The 18031-nt window shown below is 72.1% G+C and carries 16 protein-coding genes; 9 read left to right on the top strand and 7 right to left on the bottom strand.

What is annotated here, in order from left to right; translation table 11 throughout:
- The first annotated feature begins 11 nt into the window (after window positions 1–11).
- Both M8J73_RS02400 and M8J73_RS45440 read left to right on the top strand, forming a co-directional pair.
- Window positions 12–482: a Dps family protein gene (locus M8J73_RS02400; protein ID WP_249828157.1), complete on the top strand. Its 471-nt coding sequence runs from the start codon at window positions 12–14 to the stop codon at window positions 480–482.
- Window positions 483–877: 395 nt separating this feature from the next.
- A complete protein-coding gene (locus tag M8J73_RS45440) occupies window positions 878–1129 on the top strand; it encodes a hypothetical protein (protein WP_372503879.1) in 252 nt (83 codons plus the stop codon).
- A 93-nt stretch (window positions 1130–1222) separates the two neighbouring features.
- Here M8J73_RS45440 and M8J73_RS02395 read toward each other — a convergent pair whose 3' ends face one another.
- The 3 genes from M8J73_RS02395 to M8J73_RS02385 are packed head-to-tail and all read right to left on the bottom strand — an operon-like array spanning window position 1223 to window position 7940.
- Window positions 1223–1990 carry an SDR family NAD(P)-dependent oxidoreductase gene (locus M8J73_RS02395; RefSeq protein WP_055542208.1) on the bottom strand — a complete coding sequence of 256 codons (768 nt, stop codon included), beginning with the start codon at window positions 1988–1990 and terminating at the stop codon, window positions 1223–1225.
- A 32-nt stretch (window positions 1991–2022) separates the two neighbouring features.
- Window positions 2023–2883, bottom strand: coding sequence for a DNA-formamidopyrimidine glycosylase family protein (locus M8J73_RS02390; protein ID WP_055542209.1), 861 nt, complete (start codon window positions 2881–2883; stop codon window positions 2023–2025).
- Window positions 2884–2930: 47 nt separating this feature from the next.
- Window positions 2931–7940, bottom strand: a complete 5010-nt coding sequence (locus M8J73_RS02385; protein WP_249828156.1) for an ATP-dependent helicase — start codon at window positions 7938–7940, stop codon at window positions 2931–2933.
- 140 nt (window positions 7941–8080) lie between these two features.
- On the opposite strand from M8J73_RS02385, the gene M8J73_RS02380 reads away from it, so the two are divergent.
- The 3 genes from M8J73_RS02380 to M8J73_RS02370 are packed head-to-tail and all read left to right on the top strand — an operon-like array spanning window position 8081 to window position 10178.
- Entirely contained in the window at window positions 8081–9022 is a 942-nt protein-coding gene (locus M8J73_RS02380) for an AraC family transcriptional regulator (RefSeq protein WP_055538947.1), read from the top strand.
- Window positions 9023–9075: 53 nt separating this feature from the next.
- Window positions 9076–9873 (top strand): AzlC family ABC transporter permease, encoded by a 798-nt coding sequence (locus M8J73_RS02375; protein ID WP_079054856.1) that lies wholly within the window; start codon window positions 9076–9078, stop codon window positions 9871–9873.
- Window positions 9870–10178, top strand: a complete 309-nt coding sequence (locus tag M8J73_RS02370) for an AzlD domain-containing protein (RefSeq protein ID WP_055538945.1) — start codon at window positions 9870–9872, stop codon at window positions 10176–10178. The genes M8J73_RS02375 and M8J73_RS02370 overlap by 4 nt, the downstream gene beginning before the upstream one ends.
- A 76-nt stretch (window positions 10179–10254) precedes the next feature.
- Here M8J73_RS02370 and M8J73_RS02365 read toward each other — a convergent pair whose 3' ends face one another.
- Window positions 10255–11199, bottom strand: a complete 945-nt coding sequence (locus M8J73_RS02365; RefSeq protein ID WP_055538944.1) for a hypothetical protein — start codon at window positions 11197–11199, stop codon at window positions 10255–10257.
- 79 nt (window positions 11200–11278) lie between these two features.
- On the opposite strand from M8J73_RS02365, the gene M8J73_RS02360 reads away from it, so the two are divergent.
- From M8J73_RS02360 to recX, 4 genes are all read left to right on the top strand, one after another.
- A complete protein-coding gene (locus M8J73_RS02360; RefSeq protein WP_055538943.1) occupies window positions 11279–11473 on the top strand; it encodes a DUF3046 domain-containing protein in 195 nt (64 codons plus the stop codon).
- Between the two features lie 196 nt (window positions 11474–11669).
- Complete coding sequence (locus M8J73_RS02355; RefSeq protein ID WP_079054855.1) at window positions 11670–13031, top strand: AI-2E family transporter; 1362 nt, start codon at window positions 11670–11672, stop codon at window positions 13029–13031.
- A 319-nt stretch (window positions 13032–13350) separates the two neighbouring features.
- Entirely contained in the window at window positions 13351–14475 is a 1125-nt protein-coding gene (gene recA, locus M8J73_RS02350; protein WP_055538942.1) for a recombinase RecA, read from the top strand.
- A gap of 3 nt (window positions 14476–14478) precedes the next feature.
- The gene (gene recX / locus M8J73_RS02345) at window positions 14479–15351 is read left to right on the top strand and encodes a recombination regulator RecX (protein ID WP_079054854.1); all 873 of its coding nucleotides are present in this window, start codon (window positions 14479–14481) and stop codon (window positions 15349–15351) included.
- A 44-nt stretch (window positions 15352–15395) separates the two neighbouring features.
- On the opposite strand, the gene M8J73_RS02340 is transcribed toward recX, so the two are convergent.
- From M8J73_RS02340 to M8J73_RS02335, 3 genes are all read right to left on the bottom strand, one after another.
- Window positions 15396–15983, bottom strand: a complete 588-nt coding sequence (locus tag M8J73_RS02340) for a cupin domain-containing protein (RefSeq protein ID WP_372503878.1) — start codon at window positions 15981–15983, stop codon at window positions 15396–15398.
- A 78-nt stretch (window positions 15984–16061) separates the two neighbouring features.
- Window positions 16062–16274, bottom strand: a complete 213-nt coding sequence (locus tag M8J73_RS45435; RefSeq protein ID WP_338060034.1) for a putative leader peptide — start codon at window positions 16272–16274, stop codon at window positions 16062–16064.
- A gap of 11 nt (window positions 16275–16285) precedes the next feature.
- Complete coding sequence (locus M8J73_RS02335; protein WP_055538941.1) at window positions 16286–17977, bottom strand: FAD-dependent monooxygenase; 1692 nt, start codon at window positions 17975–17977, stop codon at window positions 16286–16288.
- Window positions 17978–18031 lie beyond the last annotated feature (54 nt).

Genomic DNA, 18031 nt, shown 5'->3' with positions numbered 1-18031 from the left:
GGAGCGCGCCGATGTACGTCGTCAAGAGCCCGCTGTCCGAAGCCGACCTCAAGACCGTCTCCGAGGCGCTGCAAGGCGCCCTGGTCGATCTCGTGGACCTGTCCCTCGTGGCCAAGCAGATCCACTGGAACGTCGTCGGACCCCGCTTCCGTACGGTCCATCTGCAGCTCGACGAGGTCGTGGACACCGCGCGACTGCACTCCGACACGGTCGCCGAGCGAGCGGCCACGCTCGGCGTCTCGCCGGACGGGCGGGCCGCGACGGTGGCCGGGACCAGCGGCATCGGCAAGGTGCCCGACGGCTGGGTCAAGGACACGGACGCCGTGGGAACGCTGGTGGAAGCGCTCGGCGCGGTGATCACCCGGATGCGGACGCGGGTGGAGAGCACCGCGGAGGCGGATCCGGTGAGCCAGGACATCTTCATCGGGATCACGGCGGATCTCGAGAAGCACCATTGGATGTTCCAGGCGGAGAACGGATAGCACCTGGCTGTGGCTGTGGCTGTGGCTGTGGCTGTGGCTGTGGCTGTGGCTGTGGCTGTGGTTGGTGCTTCGTGCCGGGTGCTTCGTGCCGGGTGGGTGCGGTGTGGTCCTGCGGGGCGGGCGCTGCGGCTCGGGGACTGTGACGGGCAGCGCCGCGGTCGCGGCTACGGCTGGGCCGGGCGCCGGTGGGTGGACGGTGCGCTCCGGTGCGGTCGGTGGGTGCGCCGGGTGCGTGTCCAGAGCGGTGTGAGGCTGCGGGGCGCGCCGGGCGCCGTGTGGGTGCCGCCCCCGTGAGTGAGTTGTGCGTCCCTGTGCCGGTGGTGCGCCCTCCCCGGCCGTGTCGAGGGCCGTCTAGCGTCGTTCTGGTGAGGCCCGAAGGCCTGGAGGTGGCGGCTATGCGGATAGTGCGCTGGGGGGCGACTCTGGGGCTCGGTGCGCTGTGGTGGTGGGGAGTGCTGCGACTCGCTGTCGTGCCGGATGCCGACGCGGTGGAGGGGGCGGTCGTGGCCGGGGGGTGGGGGCTGAGTCTCCTGCCCGTGCATTGCGTGCCGAAGGGGTGCGGGGGAGAGGGGCGGGGCGAACGGTGTGAGGAGCGGGACGAGGGGGTGGCTGGGGGCGCTCAGGCTCGCGGGGCGTGCGGTGGTTGATTCAGGTCGACTCGCGGGGGCGGAGGCGGGGGCTTGCGGGTGAGCCGGAGGGGGCATGGGGGCGCGTGGCAGCGCCTTGGGGTCTTCCTGGGGTCACCACGGCATGGCGACGCCGCCGTTCGGGCGGATGATCTGGCCCGTGGTGAACGACGAGGCGTCGGAGGCGAGGTGCAGCACGGCGTGCGCGATGTCGTCGGGCTCGCCGACCCGGCCCAGCGGTGACAGACGAGCCATGAACGACTCGGTCCGCGCCTGTGCCTCGTTGTCGTGGCGGTCGGTCATGGGGGTACGGGTCCACCCGGGCGCCACCGCGTTGACACGGATGCCGTGCGGGCCGACCTCGGTGGCCAGCGTCTTCGTCAGCTGGACCACTGCGGCTTTGGTCACGCCGTAGCAGAGAAGCCCGGGCCCCCCGGTGTCCACGGCGCCGGAGGCCATGGTGACGATGCTGCCCCGCGTCCCGCCGGCGATCATGTGGCGGGCCGCTTCCTGACAGGCGTACAGCACGCCTTTGAAGTTGACCCTCCACACCCGGTCGAGGTCCTCGTCCCGAGTCTCCAGCACGGGGCTGCTGTGCATGATCCCGGCGATCGCCGCCATCACATGGAGGTCGCCCTCGCAGGCGGCCACCGCCTGCGTGAGCCGGGCGCGGTCGGTGACGTCGACGGGGTGGGTGTGGGCGGTGCCGCCCGCCTCCTTGATCAACGTGGCCGTCTCGTGCAGTCCCTGCACGTCGAGGTCCGCGCAGTGCACGGTCGCCCCGGCCTCGGCGAGCAGAACGGCCGAGGCGCGGCCGATGCCACCGGCGGCTCCCGTGACGAACGCGGTGCGGCCGGACAGGTCGTACGCCTTGATGGGCATGCAGTGACCGTACGAGCGTTTCTGACGGGTCGTCAATTAGTGGGTCGGTTCGGGGTACGGCGCTGGGGGCGCGAGTGGGTCGCTCTGGGGGTGCCCGGTGCCGGGGCCGGGCCCTGTTGGCAGGTGGGGCACCAGTAGGTGGGGCGTTCGCGGGAGCCGTCGCCCTGGTCACCGGCCCGGATGGGGGTGTTGCAGCGCAGACAGGGGCGTGGGGCGCGGCCGTACACGAACAGGTCGTGGAGGCGGAGGCCTGTGGTGCTGCGGATCTGGCGGTCACGGTTGGCTTCGAGGAGCTTCTTGGCGAGGGCCGGAAGCAGAGCGGCGCGGTCCTGCGGGAGTGCGCCGACGGGAAGCCATGGGGTGACGCGCAGCAGGAAGCAGAGCTCGCTCTTGTAGACGTTGCCGATGCCGGCGAGATTGCGCTGGTCGAGGAGGGCTTCGCCGAGGGGGCGCGCGGGGTCGCTCTGGAGATTGGCGAGGGCCAGGTCGGGGTCCCAGTCGGGGCCGAGCAGATCGGGGCCGAGGTGGCCGACGGCTCGGTGTTCGTCGGTGGTGCGCAACAGTTCCAGGACGGGGAGGCGGTAGCCGACGGCTGTGCGGTCGAGGGTGCCCAGGATCGCGCGGATCTGGTGCGTGGGGCCTCCGGTCCAGCGTTCGGCGTTTCCGTACACCTTCCAGGAGCCGTCCATCCGCAGGTGCGAGTGCAGTGTGAGACCGCCCTCGATACGGGTCAGCAGGTGCTTGCCCCGCGGGGTGACGTCGAGGACTGTTCGGCCGGTGAGGTCGGCTGTCGCGTACTTCGGCACGCGCAGGTCGGAGCGGTACAGCACCTTGCCGGCGAGGGCGGCGTGCAGCCGTTTCGCCGTCTGCCAGACGGTGTCACCTTCGGGCATGGGTCAAGGGTGGCATGGCGGAGGGGGTGGGGGCGTCGGGTGGCGGCTCAGGCGCGGATGCGTAGGCCGCGAGGGGTCGCGATGAAGCCTGCTGCCTCCAGGAGCGGGCCGTGGGGGGACGTGAGGGCGGAGGCGCCGTTCACGCGTTCCACGGTGACCGTGCCGAGGGAGCCGGCCCGGGCGGCGGTGGCCAGGGCCTCGGCTGCCGGGCGGAGGCGTGGGTCGTCCTGGGGTCTGGCATCCGGGTCGGCGGGCCAGGCCAGGAGGGTCTTGCCGCCGCGCTCCATGTAGAGGGTGAGCTCGCCGTCGACGAGGACGACCAGCGAGCCCGCCTTGCGGCCCGGCTTGTGCCCGGCTTCGGTGGGCGGGTCGGGCCAGGAGAGGGCGGCCCCGTAGGCGTTCGCGGGGTCGGCGGCGGCCAGGACCACGGCTCGGTTGGAGGGGGCGGTGCGGGCGCGGTTCGGTGGGCCGTTCCGACCTTGGGCACCCGGAGGGCCTTGGAGGCCGTACTCGCCGTAACTGCCGTAACCGCTGCGACCGCTCGTGCCGCCGTAGCCGTCATGGCCGTCGGGTGACGGGAAACCGGAGGGCGAGTTCGGGGGTGGCGTGGGCCCGGAGGGAGCCGTCCCGGTGGGGGTCGTCCTGGGCGCCCCGGTGGGGGGCGTCGTGGTTCCGAAAGTGTCGTCCGTGGTGGGGAAGGTGTCGTCGGTGAGCCAGTCGGGGAGGTCCAGGTCGCCGGGGCTGGTGGGGGAGCCGGGTGTCGGGGCGGGGGCCTGGGCGTGGCCGTTCGGGACCATGCCTGGAGCGGTCTCGCCCCTTTCGCGGGCGTTGGCCACCGCGCGCAGGCGGTCCACCGCGCCGTCCATGGCGAACTGGGCCGCGCCGAGTCCCTCGACCACGTAGCCGCGGCGGGCCTGGCCGCTCTCCTCGAACACGGACAGGACCCGGTACGCCGCCGAGAACCCGCCCTCGATGCCCTCGGCGGATACGGCACCCCGGGTGACCACGCCGTGCCGGTCGAGGAGGGTGCGGGCGACGGCGTGGGCGCGGACGGTGGCGTCGGGTTCGTGGGCGGGGAGCAGGGACCAGCGGCCCGCGACCGTGGGCGGCCCCGTACGGGACTGGGTGCGTGCCGCGGCGGTCAGGGAGCCGTAGCGGCCCCGCGGAACGGTGCGCTTGGCGCGGTGGGCCGTGGAACCCGCAGTACGGCCCGAGCCGAGCAGGGAGCGCATGGGGGTGAGTGTGTCGTTGGTGAGGCGGCCCGACCAGGCCAGGTCCCAGATGATGTCGGCCAGTTGGGGATCGGTGGCGTCGGGGTGAGTCGTGGCGCGGACCTGGTCGGCGATCTGACGGAAGAACAGGCCGTAACCGCCGGACAATGCGTCCAGGACGGACTGGTGGAGTGCGGTCAGCTCCAGCGGGTGCGGGGACGGGAGGAGCAGCGGGGCCGTGTCCGCCAGATACAGCGACACCCAGCCGTCCTTGCCGGGGAGGGCACCGGCGCCCGCCCACACGACCTCTCCGGCGGCTGTCAGCTCATCGAGCATCGCGGGGGTGTACTGGGCGACCCGGGACGGCAGGACCAGCTTCTCCAGGGCGGACGCGGGCACGGAGGCGCCCTGCAACTGCTCGACCGCCCGCACCAGGCCGTCGATGCCGCGCAGCCCGTGTCCGCCGCCGACGTGCTGCCACTGGGGCAGGAACTGGGCGAGCGCGGCGGGCGGCACCGGCTCCAGTTCGTGCCGCAGCGCGGCGAGGGAGCGGCGGCGCAGTCGGCGCAGTACGGCCGCGTCGCACCACTCCTGACCGATGCCCGCCGGGTGGAACTCGCCCTGCACGACCCGGCCGCTCGCGGCGAGCCGGTGCAGCGCGCCCTCCGTGACGGCCACGCCGAGGCCGAAGCGGGCCGCCGCCGTGGCCGATGTGAACGGGCCATGGGTGCGCGCGTACCGGGCGAGGAGGTCGCCGAGCGGGTCCTTGACCGGTTCGGTGAACGCCTCCGGCACACCGACGGGCAGAGCCGTGCCGAGCGCGTCCCGCAGGCGGCCGGCGTCCTCGATCGCGGCCCAGTGGTCGATGCCCGCGATCCGGACCCGGATGGCGCGCCGGGCTCCGGCCAGATCCCGCGCCCACTGCGGCTCGGCACCCCGCTCCGCCAACTCGCCGTCCTGGAGCGGGCCTAGCAGACGGAGCAGGTCCGCGACGCCCTCTACGTCCTTGACCTGCCGGTCCTCCGTGAGCCACTGGAGCTCCTGCTCCAGTTCGGTCAGCACCTCGGCGTCGAGCAGCTCGCGCAGCTCCGCCTGGCCCAGCAGCTCCGCCAGCAGTCGCGAGTCCAGCGACAGGGCGGCGGCGCGGCGCTCGGCGAGCGGTGAGTCGCCCTCGTACAGGAACTGGGCCACATAGCCGAAGAGGAGCGAGCGGGCGAACGGTGACGGCTCCGGGGTGGTGACCTCGACGAGACGGACCTTGCGGGACTCGATGGCACCCATCAGTTCGGCGAGTCCGGGCACGTCGAAGACGTCCTGGAGGCATTCGCGGACCGCTTCCAGGACGATCGGGAACGAGCCGAACTCGCTCGCCACCTGGAGCAGCTGGGCCGCCCGCTGCCGCTGCTGCCACAGTGGGGTGCGCTTGCCGGGGTTGCGGCGGGGCAGCAGGAGCGCGCGGGCGGCGCACTCGCGGAAGCGGGACGCGAACAGGGCCGAGCCCCCCACCTGGTCGGTGACGATCTGGTCGACCTCGCCCTTGTCGAAGGCGACGTCCGCCGCGCCGACCGGCGCCTGCTCGGCGTCGTACTCCGTGCCGGCCTTCGTGGGCTCCATGTCGAGGAGGTCCAGGCCCATGAGGTCGGCGTCCGGCAGCCGCAGCACGATGCCGTCGTCGGCGTGCATGACCTGGGCGTCCATGCCGTACCGCTCGGACAACCGGGCACCGAGGGCGAGCGCCCACGGGGCGTGGACCTGGGCTCCGAAGGGCGAGTGGACGACGACCCGCCAGTCGCCCAGCTCGTCCCGGAAGCGCTCGACGACGATCGTGCGGTCGTCCGGGACATGGCCGCAGGCCTCGCGTTGTTCGGCGAGGTAGGAGAGGACGTTGTCCGCGGCCCAGGCGTCGAGGCCGGCGGCCAGCATGCGCAGTCGGGCGTCCTCCTGGGACAGGGAGCCCACTTCGCGCAGGAAAGCGCCCACCGCGCGGCCCAGTTCGAGCGGGCGGCCGAGCTGGTCGCCCTTCCAGAACGGCAGACGGCCCGGAACGCCCGGTGCGGGGGAGACCAGAACCCGGTCGCGTGTGATGTCCTCGATGCGCCACGAGCTGGTGCCCAGCGTGAAGACGTCCCCGATGCGCGACTCGTACACCATCTCCTCGTCCAGCTCCCCGACCCGGCCGCCGCCCTTCTTGGGGTCGGAGCCGGCGAGGAAGACCCCGAAGAGGCCGCGGTCCGGGATGGTGCCCCCGGAGGTGACCGCGAGGCGCTGGGCGCCGGGGCGGCCGGTGACGGTGCCGGTGACCCGGTCCCACACCACGCGCGGGCGCAGTTCCGCGAAGGCGTCGGACGGATAGCGGCCGGCGAGCATGTCGAGGACCGCCGTGAACGCCGACTCCGGGAGCGAGGCGAAGGGCGCGGCCCGCCGGACCATGGCGAGCAGATCGTCGACCTGCCAGGTGTCCATCGACGTCATGGCGACGAGCTGCTGCGCCAGCACGTCCAAGGGATTGCCCGGGATCCTCAGGGACTCGATGGAGCCGGTGCGCATCCGCTCCGTGACCACGGCCGCCTGCACCAGGTCACCGCGGTACTTCGGGAAGACCACGCCCGTGGAGACCGCTCCCACCTGATGTCCGGCGCGTCCCACACGCTGCAGCCCGGACGCGACCGACGGTGGCGACTCCACCTGGACCACGAGGTCCACGGCACCCATGTCGATTCCCAGCTCAAGACTGGACGTGGCGACCACGGCCGGCAGCCGGCCCGCCTTCAGGTCCTCCTCGACCAGGGCACGCTGCTCCTTGGAGACCGAGCCGTGGTGGGCGCGGGCGAGGACCGGGGGCGCTCCCTGAGCGGCACCCGATCCGCCCATCAGCTCGGCCGGGGCGTGGTGTTCGTCCAAGGGCTCGCCGGTGGCCCGCTCGTACGCGATCTCGTTCAGCCGGTTGCACAAGCGTTCCGCGAGACGGCGGGAGTTGGCGAAGACGATCGTGGAGCGGTGCGCCTGCACCAGGTCGGCGATCCGCTCCTCGACATGGGGCCAGATCGACGGGCGTTCCGCACCCTCGGTCCCGTCGGCGACCGGGGAGCCGCCCAGCTCGCCCAGATCCTCCACCGGGACGACCACGGAGAGGTCGAACTCCTTGCCGGAGGGGGGCTGGACGATCTCCACCCTGCGGCGCGGGGAGAGATAGCGCGCCACCTCGTCGACGGGGCGCACGGTGGCGGACAGGCCGATACGGCGCGCGGGCTTCGGCAGCAGTTCGTCGAGCCGCTCCAGGGACAGCGCGAGATGCGCGCCCCGCTTGGTGCCCGCGACCGCGTGCACCTCGTCGAGGATCACCGTCTCCACGCCCGTCAGCGCGTCGCGCGTGGCCGACGTCAGCATGAGGAACAGCGACTCGGGGGTGGTGATGAGGATGTCGGGCGGACGAGTGGCCAGGGCACGGCGCTCGGCGGCCGGGGTGTCGCCCGAGCGGATGCCCACCTTCACCTCGGGCTCGGGCAGGCCCAGGCGAACGGACTCCTGGCGGATACCGGTCAGCGGACTGCGCAGGTTCCGCTCGACGTCCACCGCGAGTGCCTTCAGCGGTGACACGTACAACACCCGGCAGCGCTTCCTCGGGTCCGCCGGAGGCGGGGTCGACGTCAGCTGGTCCAACGCGGCGAGGAACGCGGCCAGGGTCTTGCCGGAACCGGTCGGGGCCACCACCAGCACGTCCGAGCCCTCGCCGATGGCCCGCCACGCCCCGGCCTGGGCCGCGGTGGGCGCGGAGAAGGCCCCCGTGAACCAGCCGCGGGTCGCGGGGGAGAAGCCGTCGAGGGCTCGATCTGCGGAGCTGACCATGCCCCCATCCTGCACCCGCCCACTGACAAAGGCCGTGACCTGCGGAGACGACAGCCCGGAGGGGGCGGGTGAGGGGTGTCGGCGGAGGCGTCCTGCACATGTCGACAAAGCTCGGTCGTCGCAGGACGCAGAATGGAGGCATGGCGGGTTCGACGGAGCGGGCACGGCACTGGCAGTACGAGGAACTGCCCGGTGTCGACCTGCTGCGGGCCAGATACGTCCAGAAGAGGTTCGTCCGGCACACCCACGAGAACTTCGTGATCGCCGCCATCGTCGACGGGGTCGAGGTCTTCCATCACGGCGGCGCCGACCAGTACGCGGGCCCGGGCACGCTGGCCCTGGTCAACCCCGACACCCCGCACACGGGCCGAGCGGGCGGACCCGAGGGCTGGCGGTACGGCGCGGTCTACCCGTCGCCGGACGTCGTGGCCGAGATAGCCGCCGAGACGACCATGATCCGCGGCACCCCCGGTTTCACGAGCCCCGTGCTCTTGGACCCCTACGCCGTCGGTCTGGTCCACCAGGTGTTGCGGGCCGCCGACGAGGGCAACGCGCTCGCCGCCGACACCCTGCTCCGCGTCGCCGTGACCCGGCTGCTGCGCCTCAACGGAGGCCCGCTGCCCCGCCGGACCGTCCACGCTGCCGGTTCCTCGGCGGCGGCACGCGCGCGTGCGGTGCTCCAGGAGCGGATGGCCGACCCGCCCACCCTGGAGCGACTCGCCGCAGACCTCGGCACCAGCCCCTTCGCCCTCCTGCGGGCCTTCCGCACCGCCTACGGCATGCCTCCGCACGCCTGGCTGACCGACGCCCGCGTCCGTCGGGCCAGGGCCCTGCTCGACGCGGGCACGGCCCCCGCCGCGGCAGCCGTCGCCGTCGGCTTCACGGACCAACCGCACCTCAACCGCCACTTCAGCCGGATCGTGGGCGTACCTCCGGGCGCGTACCAGCGGGAACGCAGAAGCAGCCCCGCTGATCTGCGAGAACGCGACGGTGGCAGTGAACACGAGGGCGGCAGGAGCACCGGGCGCGACAGGGAGACCCAGGGCGGCGGACGCGGGCGCAAGAACGTACAAGATTCCTAAGGGGTGGCGGTCCTAACGTCCGAGGTGTGGCAGAACAGACAGCTTTCGCAGACATGCACGACACGGGAGGCGTCAAGCCCGATCGGGCCGTCGTCCGGGACGCCCTGGCGGTCGGGGTCGCCGTCGGGCTGTCCGGGTTCGCTTTCGGGGTGACCTCGGCCGGCAGCGGGCTCAGCCTGCCGCAGACCTGTGCGTTGAGCCTGCTGGTGTTCACCGGTGCTTCCCAGTTCGCCCTGGTGGGTGCGCTCGCGGCCGGCGGCAATCCGTTCACGGCGGCGGCCGGGGCCTTCTTCCTGGGGGTGCGCAACGCGTTCTACGGGCTGCGTCTGTCACAGCTGCTGGCCCTCCCGCGCGCGGTGCGGCCGTTCGCCGCGCAGTGGGTGATCGACGAGACCACGGTCGTCGCGCTCGCCCAGCCCACGCGCCGGGCCGCCCGGATCGGCTTCACCGTCACCGGGCTGAGCCTCTACCTGCTGTGGAACCTCACCACGCTCCTCGGCGCTCTCGGCGCGGAGGCCATCGGCGACACCGAGGCATGGGGGCTCGACGCGGCCGGGCCCGCCGTCTTCCTGGCGCTCCTCGCACCCATGCTCAAGACCACCAGGGAACGGGCCGTGGCCGGCATCGCGGTCCTCCTCGGCCTGGGACTGCTGCCCGTCCTGCCCGCAGGAGTGCCGGTGCTCGTGGCCGCGGCAGCCGCCCCTGTCGTCCTCTGGGCGGAGGGGCGCCGCAAGACCGGCGACCGGGAGGCCGGCGACCGCGCGGTGAACGAATCCCACGACTCACACGACTCACACGACTCCCACGACTCACAGCGCGATCAGTACGGCCCCCAGGAGGAGGACCGATGAACGTCTGGATCGCGATCACTGTGACCGCCGTCGGCTGCTACGCCGTCAAGCTCGTCGGTCTGATGCTCCCCGAGGGCGTCCTGGAACGCCCGCTCGTCCAACGCCTGGCCGCCCTCCTCCCCGTCGCGCTGCTCGCCGCCCTCACGGCGCAGCAGACCTTCGCCGACGGCCGTGCGCTCGTGCTGGACGCCAGGGCAGTGGGAGTCGCCGCGGCCGCCGTCGCCCTCCTCCTGCGCGCGCCCTTCCTGCTCGTCGTGGCAGCGGCGGTGATCGTGACGGCGGGGGTGCGGGCCATCACGGGCTGAGACAGCTGAGACAGCGGCACGCGTACGCGTACGCGCGTGTGGCGCTGTCTCAGCTGTCTCCTCCGCCGTCCTTTCCTCAGCCGATCGGCCGCCCGTACGCGCGCAGCGTGCGCAGTGCCTCGATCGTCACGATCGGGCGGCTCTCCAGGGCGGTTCCCGGGGCCCACTGGCGCCAGCGGATCGGCCACCCGCCGTCGTCGCGCTGCTCGCTCTCCAGGAAGTCGAGCGAACGGGATACTTCCTCGTCGGTGAACCACGCGCGCGCGAGCGACTCCGGCGTACGCGCGAAGTCGAACGCGAAGTGATGCTCCCCCGGCGCGTAACCGGACGCCACGGGATACTCCTCCAGTCGCATGGGATCCAGCACGGCCAGCCGCTGCTCGCGCACCAGCCGGCCGAGCCGGTCGGCGGCCGCCTGCGCGCGCGGACGATCGGGCACGGAGTCCAGGAACGCCACGGCGGCCTGGACCTCGTACGGGTGCGACTTCTCCAGCGTCTCGACCGCGTGCCAGCAGAAGTCGGTCGCCCGGAACAACCACGCGTGCCACACCTGGTTGCGGTGCAGCAAGCCCACCACGGGCCCAGTCGCCAGCAGCTCACTGGGCGGGTCGTCGACGATCGGCACGAACGGGGCCGCGGGATAACCGCGCTGACCGGGACGCACGGCGGGCAGGGCGCCGTCCGCGTTCGACACCGACGTCAGATAGCGGCACACGCGCTCCACCCGCTGTCCGGCACACCGCCCGATCGAGTCCAGGACGCGCAACGCGTGACCGGTGTGCAGGGGCTGGCTCACGGGTCCGCGCAGATCCGGTTCGAGCGCGTGCCCGTACCCCTCGTCGGCGGTGCGGTAGGCGGCCAGCGCGGCCTCCACCGCGTCGGCGCTCCCGTCCAGGAAGTGGTAAGCGAAGCGGCGCTGCTCCAGTACCCGCGCGGTCAGCCAGACGAACTGCTCGGCGCGGGCGAGCGGGGTGTGCGCCGGGGGCGATGAGGGGCGTGAGGATGCTCCGGTTTCGGCCATGCGTCAGACCGTAGGGCGGAAAGCGGTGTCGGCAGGCCGTCCCGGTCCGGCCCACCCCCTGGGGCGGGATACTGGAGTCATGCGGTTGACGGTCTTCTGGCAGCGGATGGCGGAACACTTCGGTGAGGGGTACGCCGAAACCTTCGCGCGCGATCATGTGATGTCCGAACTCGGCGGACGGACGGTGCACGAGGCGCTGGACGCCGGCTGGGAGGCCAAGGACGTGTGGCGCGTGGTGTGCACGACGATGGGCGTTCCGGCCGAGAACCGCTGAAAAGCCAGCGTATCGGTCGCGCGGTCGTCGCCTCGGGGCCGGAAGGTGCAGGGGGCGGGGGCCGATTGTCGGAGGTGTGGGCGAGACTTGGTCCGTGGCCCCCTCAGACGAGACCGCGCAGGTCGAGCCCCAGGCATCCCCCTCCGGCACGGCGCCGCCCACCGGGCCCCCGGTCGGCACCAGGCCGAGTTCGGGCATGCCCCGCTGGCTGCCGCGTGCCATGGTGCTCGCGCTGTCGCTGGTCGCCGTCTTCCAACTGGGCAGTTGGGCGTTCCACCAGCTCATCGGGCTGTTGGTCAACATCCTCATCGCGTTCTTCCTGGCCCTCGCGATCGAGCCCGCGGTCAGCTGGATGGCTTCGAAGGGGCTGCGCAGGGGCTTCGCCACCTTCCTCGTCTTCCTGTTCACGCTGATCGCGGTCGCGGGCTTCGTCACCCTCCTCGGCTCGATGCTCGCCGGTCAGATCATCAAGATGGTCGAGGACTTCCCGGCGTACCTCGACTCGGTCATCAGCTGGATCAACACCACCTTCCACACCGAGCTGAGGCGCGTCGACATCCAGGAGGGGCTGCTCCGCTCCGACTGGCTGAAGAGGTACGTCCAGAACAGCGCCACCGGCGTCCTGGACATCTCCGCGCAGGTCCTCGGCGGCCTCTTCCAGCTGCTGACGATCGCCCTGTTCTCGTTCTACTTCGCGGCCGACGGCCCCCGGCTGCGGCGCGCGCTGTGCTCGGTGCTGCCGCCCGCCAAGCAGGCCGAGGTGCTGCGCGCGTGGGAGATCGCCGTCGACAAGACCGGCGGCTACCTGTACTCCCGCGGCCTGATGGCCATGATCTCCGGCATAGCCCACTACGTCCTGCTGGAGTACCTGAACGTGCCGTACGCCCCCGCCCTCGCGGTCTGGGTCGGCCTGGTCTCCCAGTTCATCCCCACGATCGGCACCTACCTCGCGGGCGCCCTGCCGATGCTGATCGCCTTCACGGTCAACCCCTGGTACGCGCTGTGGGTCCTGGTCTTCGTGGTCATCTACCAGCAGTTCGAGAACTACGTGCTGCAGCCCAAGCTGACCGCCAAGACCGTGGACATCCACCCGGCCGTCGCCTTCGGATCGGTCATCGCGGGCACCGCGCTCCTCGGCGCCGTCGGCGCGCTCATCGCCATCCCTGCCATCGCCACCCTCCAGGCGTTCCTCGGCGCGTACGTGAAGCGGTACGCCGTCACGGACGACCCGCGCGTCCACGGCCACCGCAGACGCGGCTCCGGCAACCTCCTCGCCCGTCTCCGGAACCGGCCGCGCACGGAGCGGGACGAGGACGGCTCCGGAAGCGACGTCCTCACGCGCGTGCGTGAGCGGCTGGAGCACAAGTGGGGCACGAAGCAGCCGTCGGACGACGCCACACGAGAGGAGACCGGGCCCCAGGAGGGAGACGGTCCTCAGGGCGGGGGTGGCCCCCAGGGTGAGGGCGGTCCCCAGGAGGAGGACGGTTCGCAGGGGCCGCGCCGGGACACGGGCCCCGAGGGAAGCTCCGGGTCCGAAGGCGGCACTCCGCGGGACTGATGTCCGGCGGCAGGACTCCGCACCCGCTCCCGTTCGCGGGGCGTGGCGACCAGGTCCGGCGCTCGGCCATCGCCATCGTCGACGAACTGAATCCCCCCTTCCGGAAGTCCCGGGGGCCACGTGGTGCGCTTGACACAAAAATCGAACATCCATTCTTATGGAGGCTCCGGCGAGCCTCTCGACGGGGAGTTCGACAGGGTTTGTGTGGAGAAGTACCCGAGTTATCCACAGGCCGGGCGGGCGTCGGGGCCCATTGTCAGTGGCAGGCGTTAGCGTCTTTCACGTGAAGCGATCGACTCAAGCAAATCGGGTGGAACCCATGGCAGGAACCGACCGCGAGAAGGCGCTCGACGCCGCGCTCGCACAGATTGAACGACAATTCGGCAAGGGCGCGGTCATGCGCATGGGCGAGCGGTCGAAGGAGCCCATCGAGGTCATCCCGACCGGGTCGACCGCGCTGGACGTGGCCCTCGGTGTCGGCGGCCTGCCGCGTGGCCGAGTGGTGGAGATCTACGGCCCCGAGTCCTCCGGTAAGACGACCCTGACCCTCCACGCGGTGGCGAACGCGCAGAAGGCCGGCGGCCAGGTCGCGTTCGTGGACGCCGAGCACGCCCTCGACCCCGAGTACGCGAGGAAGCTCGGCGTCGACATCGACAACCTGATCCTGTCGCAGCCGGACAACGGCGAGCAGGCCCTGGAGATCGTGGACATGCTGGTCCGCTCCGGTGCCCTCGACCTCATCGTCATCGACTCCGTCGCCGCGCTCGTCCCGCGCGCGGAGATCGAGGGCGAGATGGGCGACAGCCACGTGGGTCTGCAGGCCCGACTGATGAGCCAGGCCCTGCGGAAGATCACCAGTGCGCTCAACCAGTCCAAGACCACCGCCATCTTCATCAACCAGCTCCGCGAGAAGATCGGCGTGATGTTCGGCTCGCCGGAGACCACGACCGGTGGCCGCGCGCTGAAGTTCTACGCCTCGGTGCGTATCGACATCCGCCGCATCGAGACCCTGAAGGACGGCACGGAGGCGGTCGGCAACCGCACCCGCTGCAAGGTCGTCAAGAACAAGGTCGCGCCGCCGTTCAAGCAGGCCGAGTTCGACATCCTCTACGGCCAGGGCATCAGCCGCGAGGGCGGTCTGATCGACATGGGTGTGGAGCACGGCTTCGTCCGCAAGGCCGGCGCCTGGTACACGTACGAGGGCGACCAGCTCGGCCAGGGCAAGGAGAACGCCCGCAACTTCCTCAAGGACAACCCCGACCTCGCCAACGAGATCGAGAAGAAGATCAAGGAGAAGCTGGGCGTCGGCGTACGGCCCGAGGAACCCACCGCCGAACCGGCTGCGGACGCCGCGGCCTCCGCCGCGCCCGCCGACGACGCGAAGACAGTGCCGGCCCCTGCTGCGAAGACCGCCAAGACCAAGGCCGCGGCGGCCAAGAGCTAGTCCGTGACACGCAGAACGGACTGGGGCGAGTACGCATACCCCAGTGCCCCTGAGAGCCGGGGGCGCGGGGGTACCGGGGGATCCGCCGCAGAGGAGTTCGGACCGTACGCCGGCGACGCCGACGAGGAACATGTCGCCGGCCCGCCGGGGGAGGGCGACCCTTCCGGTGGCGGCGCGCCGCGCGGTGGCCGTGGACGTGGCGGCGGCGGGCGTGGCGGCGCTGTCTCACCGGGCGCGGCCGGTGAGACACGTGGCCGACGAGGCCGTGGGGGGCGACGGCGCGGCTTCGGGGAGTCGGCCGGCGATTCGTATGACGACGGGGGGTCACAGGACGGGGGTTCGTCTTTCTCGTCGAGGGCCGAGAAAGGGGAGTCCTCAGGGGACCCGGCTGAGCGGGCACGGGCGATCTGCCTGCGCCTGCTCACCGGGACCCCGCGGACCCGCAAGCAACTCGCCGACGCCCTGCGCAAGCGTGAGATCCCCGGCGACGTGGCGGACGAGGTGCTGTCGCGGTTCGAGGAGGTCGGGCTGATCAACGACAGCGCGTTCGCGGACGCCTGGGTGGAGTCCCGCCACCACGGCCGAGGCCTGGCCCGGCGGGCCCTCGCCCGGGAGCTGCGTACCAAAGGCGTCGACTCCGCCCTCATCGACGAGGCAGTCGCCCAGCTCGACTCCGACCAGGAGGAGGCCACCGCGCGTGAGCTCGTGGCCCGCAAGCTGCGCTCCACCCGAGGCCTCGACCGTGACAAACGCCTCCGCCGCCTGGCGGGCATGCTCGCCCGCAAGGGCTACCCCGAGGGGATGGCCCTCCGGGTGGTCCGACAGGCGTTGGAGGAGGAGGGCGAGGACACGGAGGGGCTGGAGGAGGGGTACTGAGCGAAGACGGTCAGTGATCGCTCAGCACCTGTGGGAGTGGGCGCTCACTGCCAGTCCTCCGGGCGTTCGACGTGCTCGAGGCGCAGCACTTGACCCGTGCGGCTGTAGCGGCGGATGCGGGGCAGGGGCGGATAGTAGGCGTGCACCGAGATGGCGTGCTCCTCGGCGGACTCGTTCAGCACCTCGTGCACATGGTGGCGGCCGAAGGAACGGCCCTTGCCGCTGGGCAACCGGCGTTCGCGGTCGACACCATCGGTGAGTTCAAGGGTCTTCCAGCCGTCGGTGGGCAGCCGGACGGCGAGGGAGTACTCCTTCAGCTCACCCGCCGCGGTGACGAACGCGCCCACCGAGTCGGCGTGGTCGTGCCAGCCGGTTCCGCTGCCGGGCGGCCACCCGATGAGCCACGCCTCGCTGCCGCCGGGCCCTTCGAGCCGCACCCAGGTGCGCCCTTCGGGGTCGAGCGGAAGCGAGGCGACCAGCTCGGCGTCGGCAGCGGTCCGGCGCGCGAAGTCGAGCAGCTCGGACTGCGTGGGAGCGGAAAAACCCGAAGCAGGGGCGGCCAGGGAGTTGGAAGTCGCGGAGGACGCGGAGGCGGAGGGCGAGGAGGAAGGGACAGCAGGAGACACAGACACGGGGACCGTCCTGGCGAATGGTTCGCGGGAGCGCGCGCCAACACAACGGCGGCGGCGCGCGGGGAAGAGGGATGCGAATCAGCAGGACGGACGACACACGCAGCCCGCGTAGCGGACGAGGTCCATGTGGACCCTCCGCCACAGGCGCGTAGAGGTGTCGATCACGGTCCGGAGTACACCACGACCGAGCGGACCGGTCAACCGACCGTCACTATGTGGACACACAGTGACGGTTATCGCGAGAAGGGGCCGGACACGAGCCTGCACCGACGCACCGACGCACCGACACATCGCGCACCGGCTCAGCGCGATGCCGCGGCCGCCTCCGTGGAGTCGGGCTGTTGCTTCGCCCCACCCAAGGCCGCCTCCGCCGCCGCGTACAGATCGGCCGGGCGCACGCCGTTCAAGGCTGTGACGAGGTGGCCGTCGGGTCGTACGAGGAGCACGGTGTGGGCAGCCGCGCCCGGGTAGCTCTCGGCCACCAAGAGCTCGGCGAAGTGCGGCAGGGCGGACACCGCCGCCGCGAGCCGGGGCATGATCCCGGCGCTCACCCAGTGCTTGCGCTCCCACACCCCCGTACCCGGCGCGATCAGCACCACCAGCAGCGCACCCCGCCCGAGCCGGTCCCGCAGCGGTACGAACGTGCCGTCCTCGGCGGTCACCTGGACGTCGACGACCTGGGCACCCGGAAGCGTGTCGATCGGGGCCTCGGAGGGGGTGTGCGGAGCCATGAGCGGCGAGTCGGTGTACGCCCCCGGCGCACCCAGCGGGCCACGCCCCAGGTGTCCGTCGGCGAGCAGCGCCTCGTGGCCCCGGCCCGAACCGGGGACGTAGGAGCGCAGCCCCTTGCCGCCGCGCAGCAGGGGCAACGCCTGGTCGGCGGCGCGCAGCCGGGCGGCGACGACCGCGCGGCGCTCCGCCTGGTAGCTGTTGAGCAGTGCCTCGCGCGGGCCGTGGTGCCAGGCCAGCGCCAGTTTCCAGGCGAGGTTGTCGGCGTCGCGCAGCCCTTCGTCGAGGCCCTGGGTACCGAGCGCGCCGAGCAGATGAGCGGCGTCCCCGGCGAGGAAGACCCGGCCGACCCGCCACCGCCGGGCGAGCCGGTGGTGAACGGTGTGCACACCGGTGTCCAACAGGTCGTACGGCGGTGTGGCGCCCCCCGACCAGCCCGCGAGGGTCTCCCGGACGCGGGTCACGAGGAGTTCGGGGGTGACGAGGTCCTTGCCCGGCGGCAGCAGCCAGTCCAGGCGCCAGACTCCGTCGTCGAGCGGCCGGGCGGTCACCTCACCGCCTGAGGGACCTGACGTCCGCCACGGCGGCATACGGTGCAGCAACGCTTCGCCTGGCCAGGGGAGTTCCACGCGCAGGGCCGCCACGGCATGCCGCTCCACGGCCGTACGGCCCGGGAAGCGGATGTCCTGGAGCTTGCGCACGGTGGAACGCGGCCCGTCGCACCCCACCAGATAACTGCCCCGCCACCAGGTGCTCTTGGGGCCGCGAGTATGGGCCGTGACCCCGGACGCCTCCTGCTCGATGGCGTCCACACGGCTTTCCACGGCGACCTTGACGAGGCGTTCCTCGGCGATCGCGTCGCGCAGCGCGGTGGTCAGGACGTGCTGCGGGATGTGGAGCGGGGGAAGGCCGGCGGAGCCCTCGACGGTGTCCTCGGCGGCGTTGCGGGGGCCCCTCGTCGCCTCCCGGGCGGAGCCGTCCGGGCCGTCGGGGTCGATCTCCCCGAACCGGACCTGACGCACCGTCTGCTTGCGCCGCATGGACCGCCATCCGGTCCAGCGATATCCCCCTTCCGTGAGGGGGACGCCGGACAATCGTTCCAGCAGAGCGGCCGTGTCCTCCTGCAGTACGACCGTCCGCGCGAGCCGCTGCTCGTCCTTGCCCGGCCCCTCGTCGAGGACCACGGACGGCACTTCCTGACGCGCCAACGCCAGCGCGAGCGCAAGCCCCACGGGCCCCGCCCCGACAATGATCACCGGGTCCACGGCGCGGCGCCCCCTGCCCGCAGCGGCGTCCCGGAGGACGTAGGTGAACAAGAA

The organism is Streptomyces neyagawaensis (assembly GCF_023516595.1).
GTDB classification, from domain to species: Bacteria; Actinomycetota; Actinomycetes; order Streptomycetales; family Streptomycetaceae; genus Streptomyces; species Streptomyces neyagawaensis.
This window is presented reverse-complemented; position numbering and strand designations above follow the sequence as displayed.

Excerpts from the sequence above, each read along its gene's own strand:
- M8J73_RS02400 (WP_249828157.1), top strand. The coding sequence starts at position 12 with ATGTACGTCGTCAAGAGCCCGCTGTCCGAAGCCGACCTCAAGACCGTC.
- M8J73_RS45440 (WP_372503879.1), top strand. The coding sequence starts at position 878 with ATGCGGATAGTGCGCTGGGGGGCGACTCTGGGGCTCGGTGCGCTGTGG.
- M8J73_RS02395 (WP_055542208.1), bottom strand. The coding sequence starts at position 1,990 with ATGCCCATCAAGGCGTACGACCTGTCCGGCCGCACCGCGTTCGTCACG.
- M8J73_RS02390 (WP_055542209.1), bottom strand. The coding sequence starts at position 2,883 with ATGCCCGAAGGTGACACCGTCTGGCAGACGGCGAAACGGCTGCACGCC.
- M8J73_RS02385 (WP_249828156.1), bottom strand. The coding sequence starts at position 7,940 with ATGGTCAGCTCCGCAGATCGAGCCCTCGACGGCTTCTCCCCCGCGACC.
- M8J73_RS02380 (WP_055538947.1), top strand. The coding sequence starts at position 8,081 with ATGGCGGGTTCGACGGAGCGGGCACGGCACTGGCAGTACGAGGAACTG.
- M8J73_RS02375 (WP_079054856.1), top strand. The coding sequence starts at position 9,076 with ATGCACGACACGGGAGGCGTCAAGCCCGATCGGGCCGTCGTCCGGGAC.
- M8J73_RS02370 (WP_055538945.1), top strand. The coding sequence starts at position 9,870 with ATGAACGTCTGGATCGCGATCACTGTGACCGCCGTCGGCTGCTACGCC.
- M8J73_RS02365 (WP_055538944.1), bottom strand. The coding sequence starts at position 11,199 with ATGGCCGAAACCGGAGCATCCTCACGCCCCTCATCGCCCCCGGCGCAC.
- M8J73_RS02360 (WP_055538943.1), top strand. The coding sequence starts at position 11,279 with ATGCGGTTGACGGTCTTCTGGCAGCGGATGGCGGAACACTTCGGTGAG.
- M8J73_RS02355 (WP_079054855.1), top strand. The coding sequence starts at position 11,670 with ATGCCCCGCTGGCTGCCGCGTGCCATGGTGCTCGCGCTGTCGCTGGTC.
- recA (WP_055538942.1), top strand. The coding sequence starts at position 13,351 with ATGGCAGGAACCGACCGCGAGAAGGCGCTCGACGCCGCGCTCGCACAG.
- M8J73_RS45435 (WP_338060034.1), bottom strand. The coding sequence starts at position 16,274 with ATGTGTCGGTGCGTCGGTGCGTCGGTGCAGGCTCGTGTCCGGCCCCTT.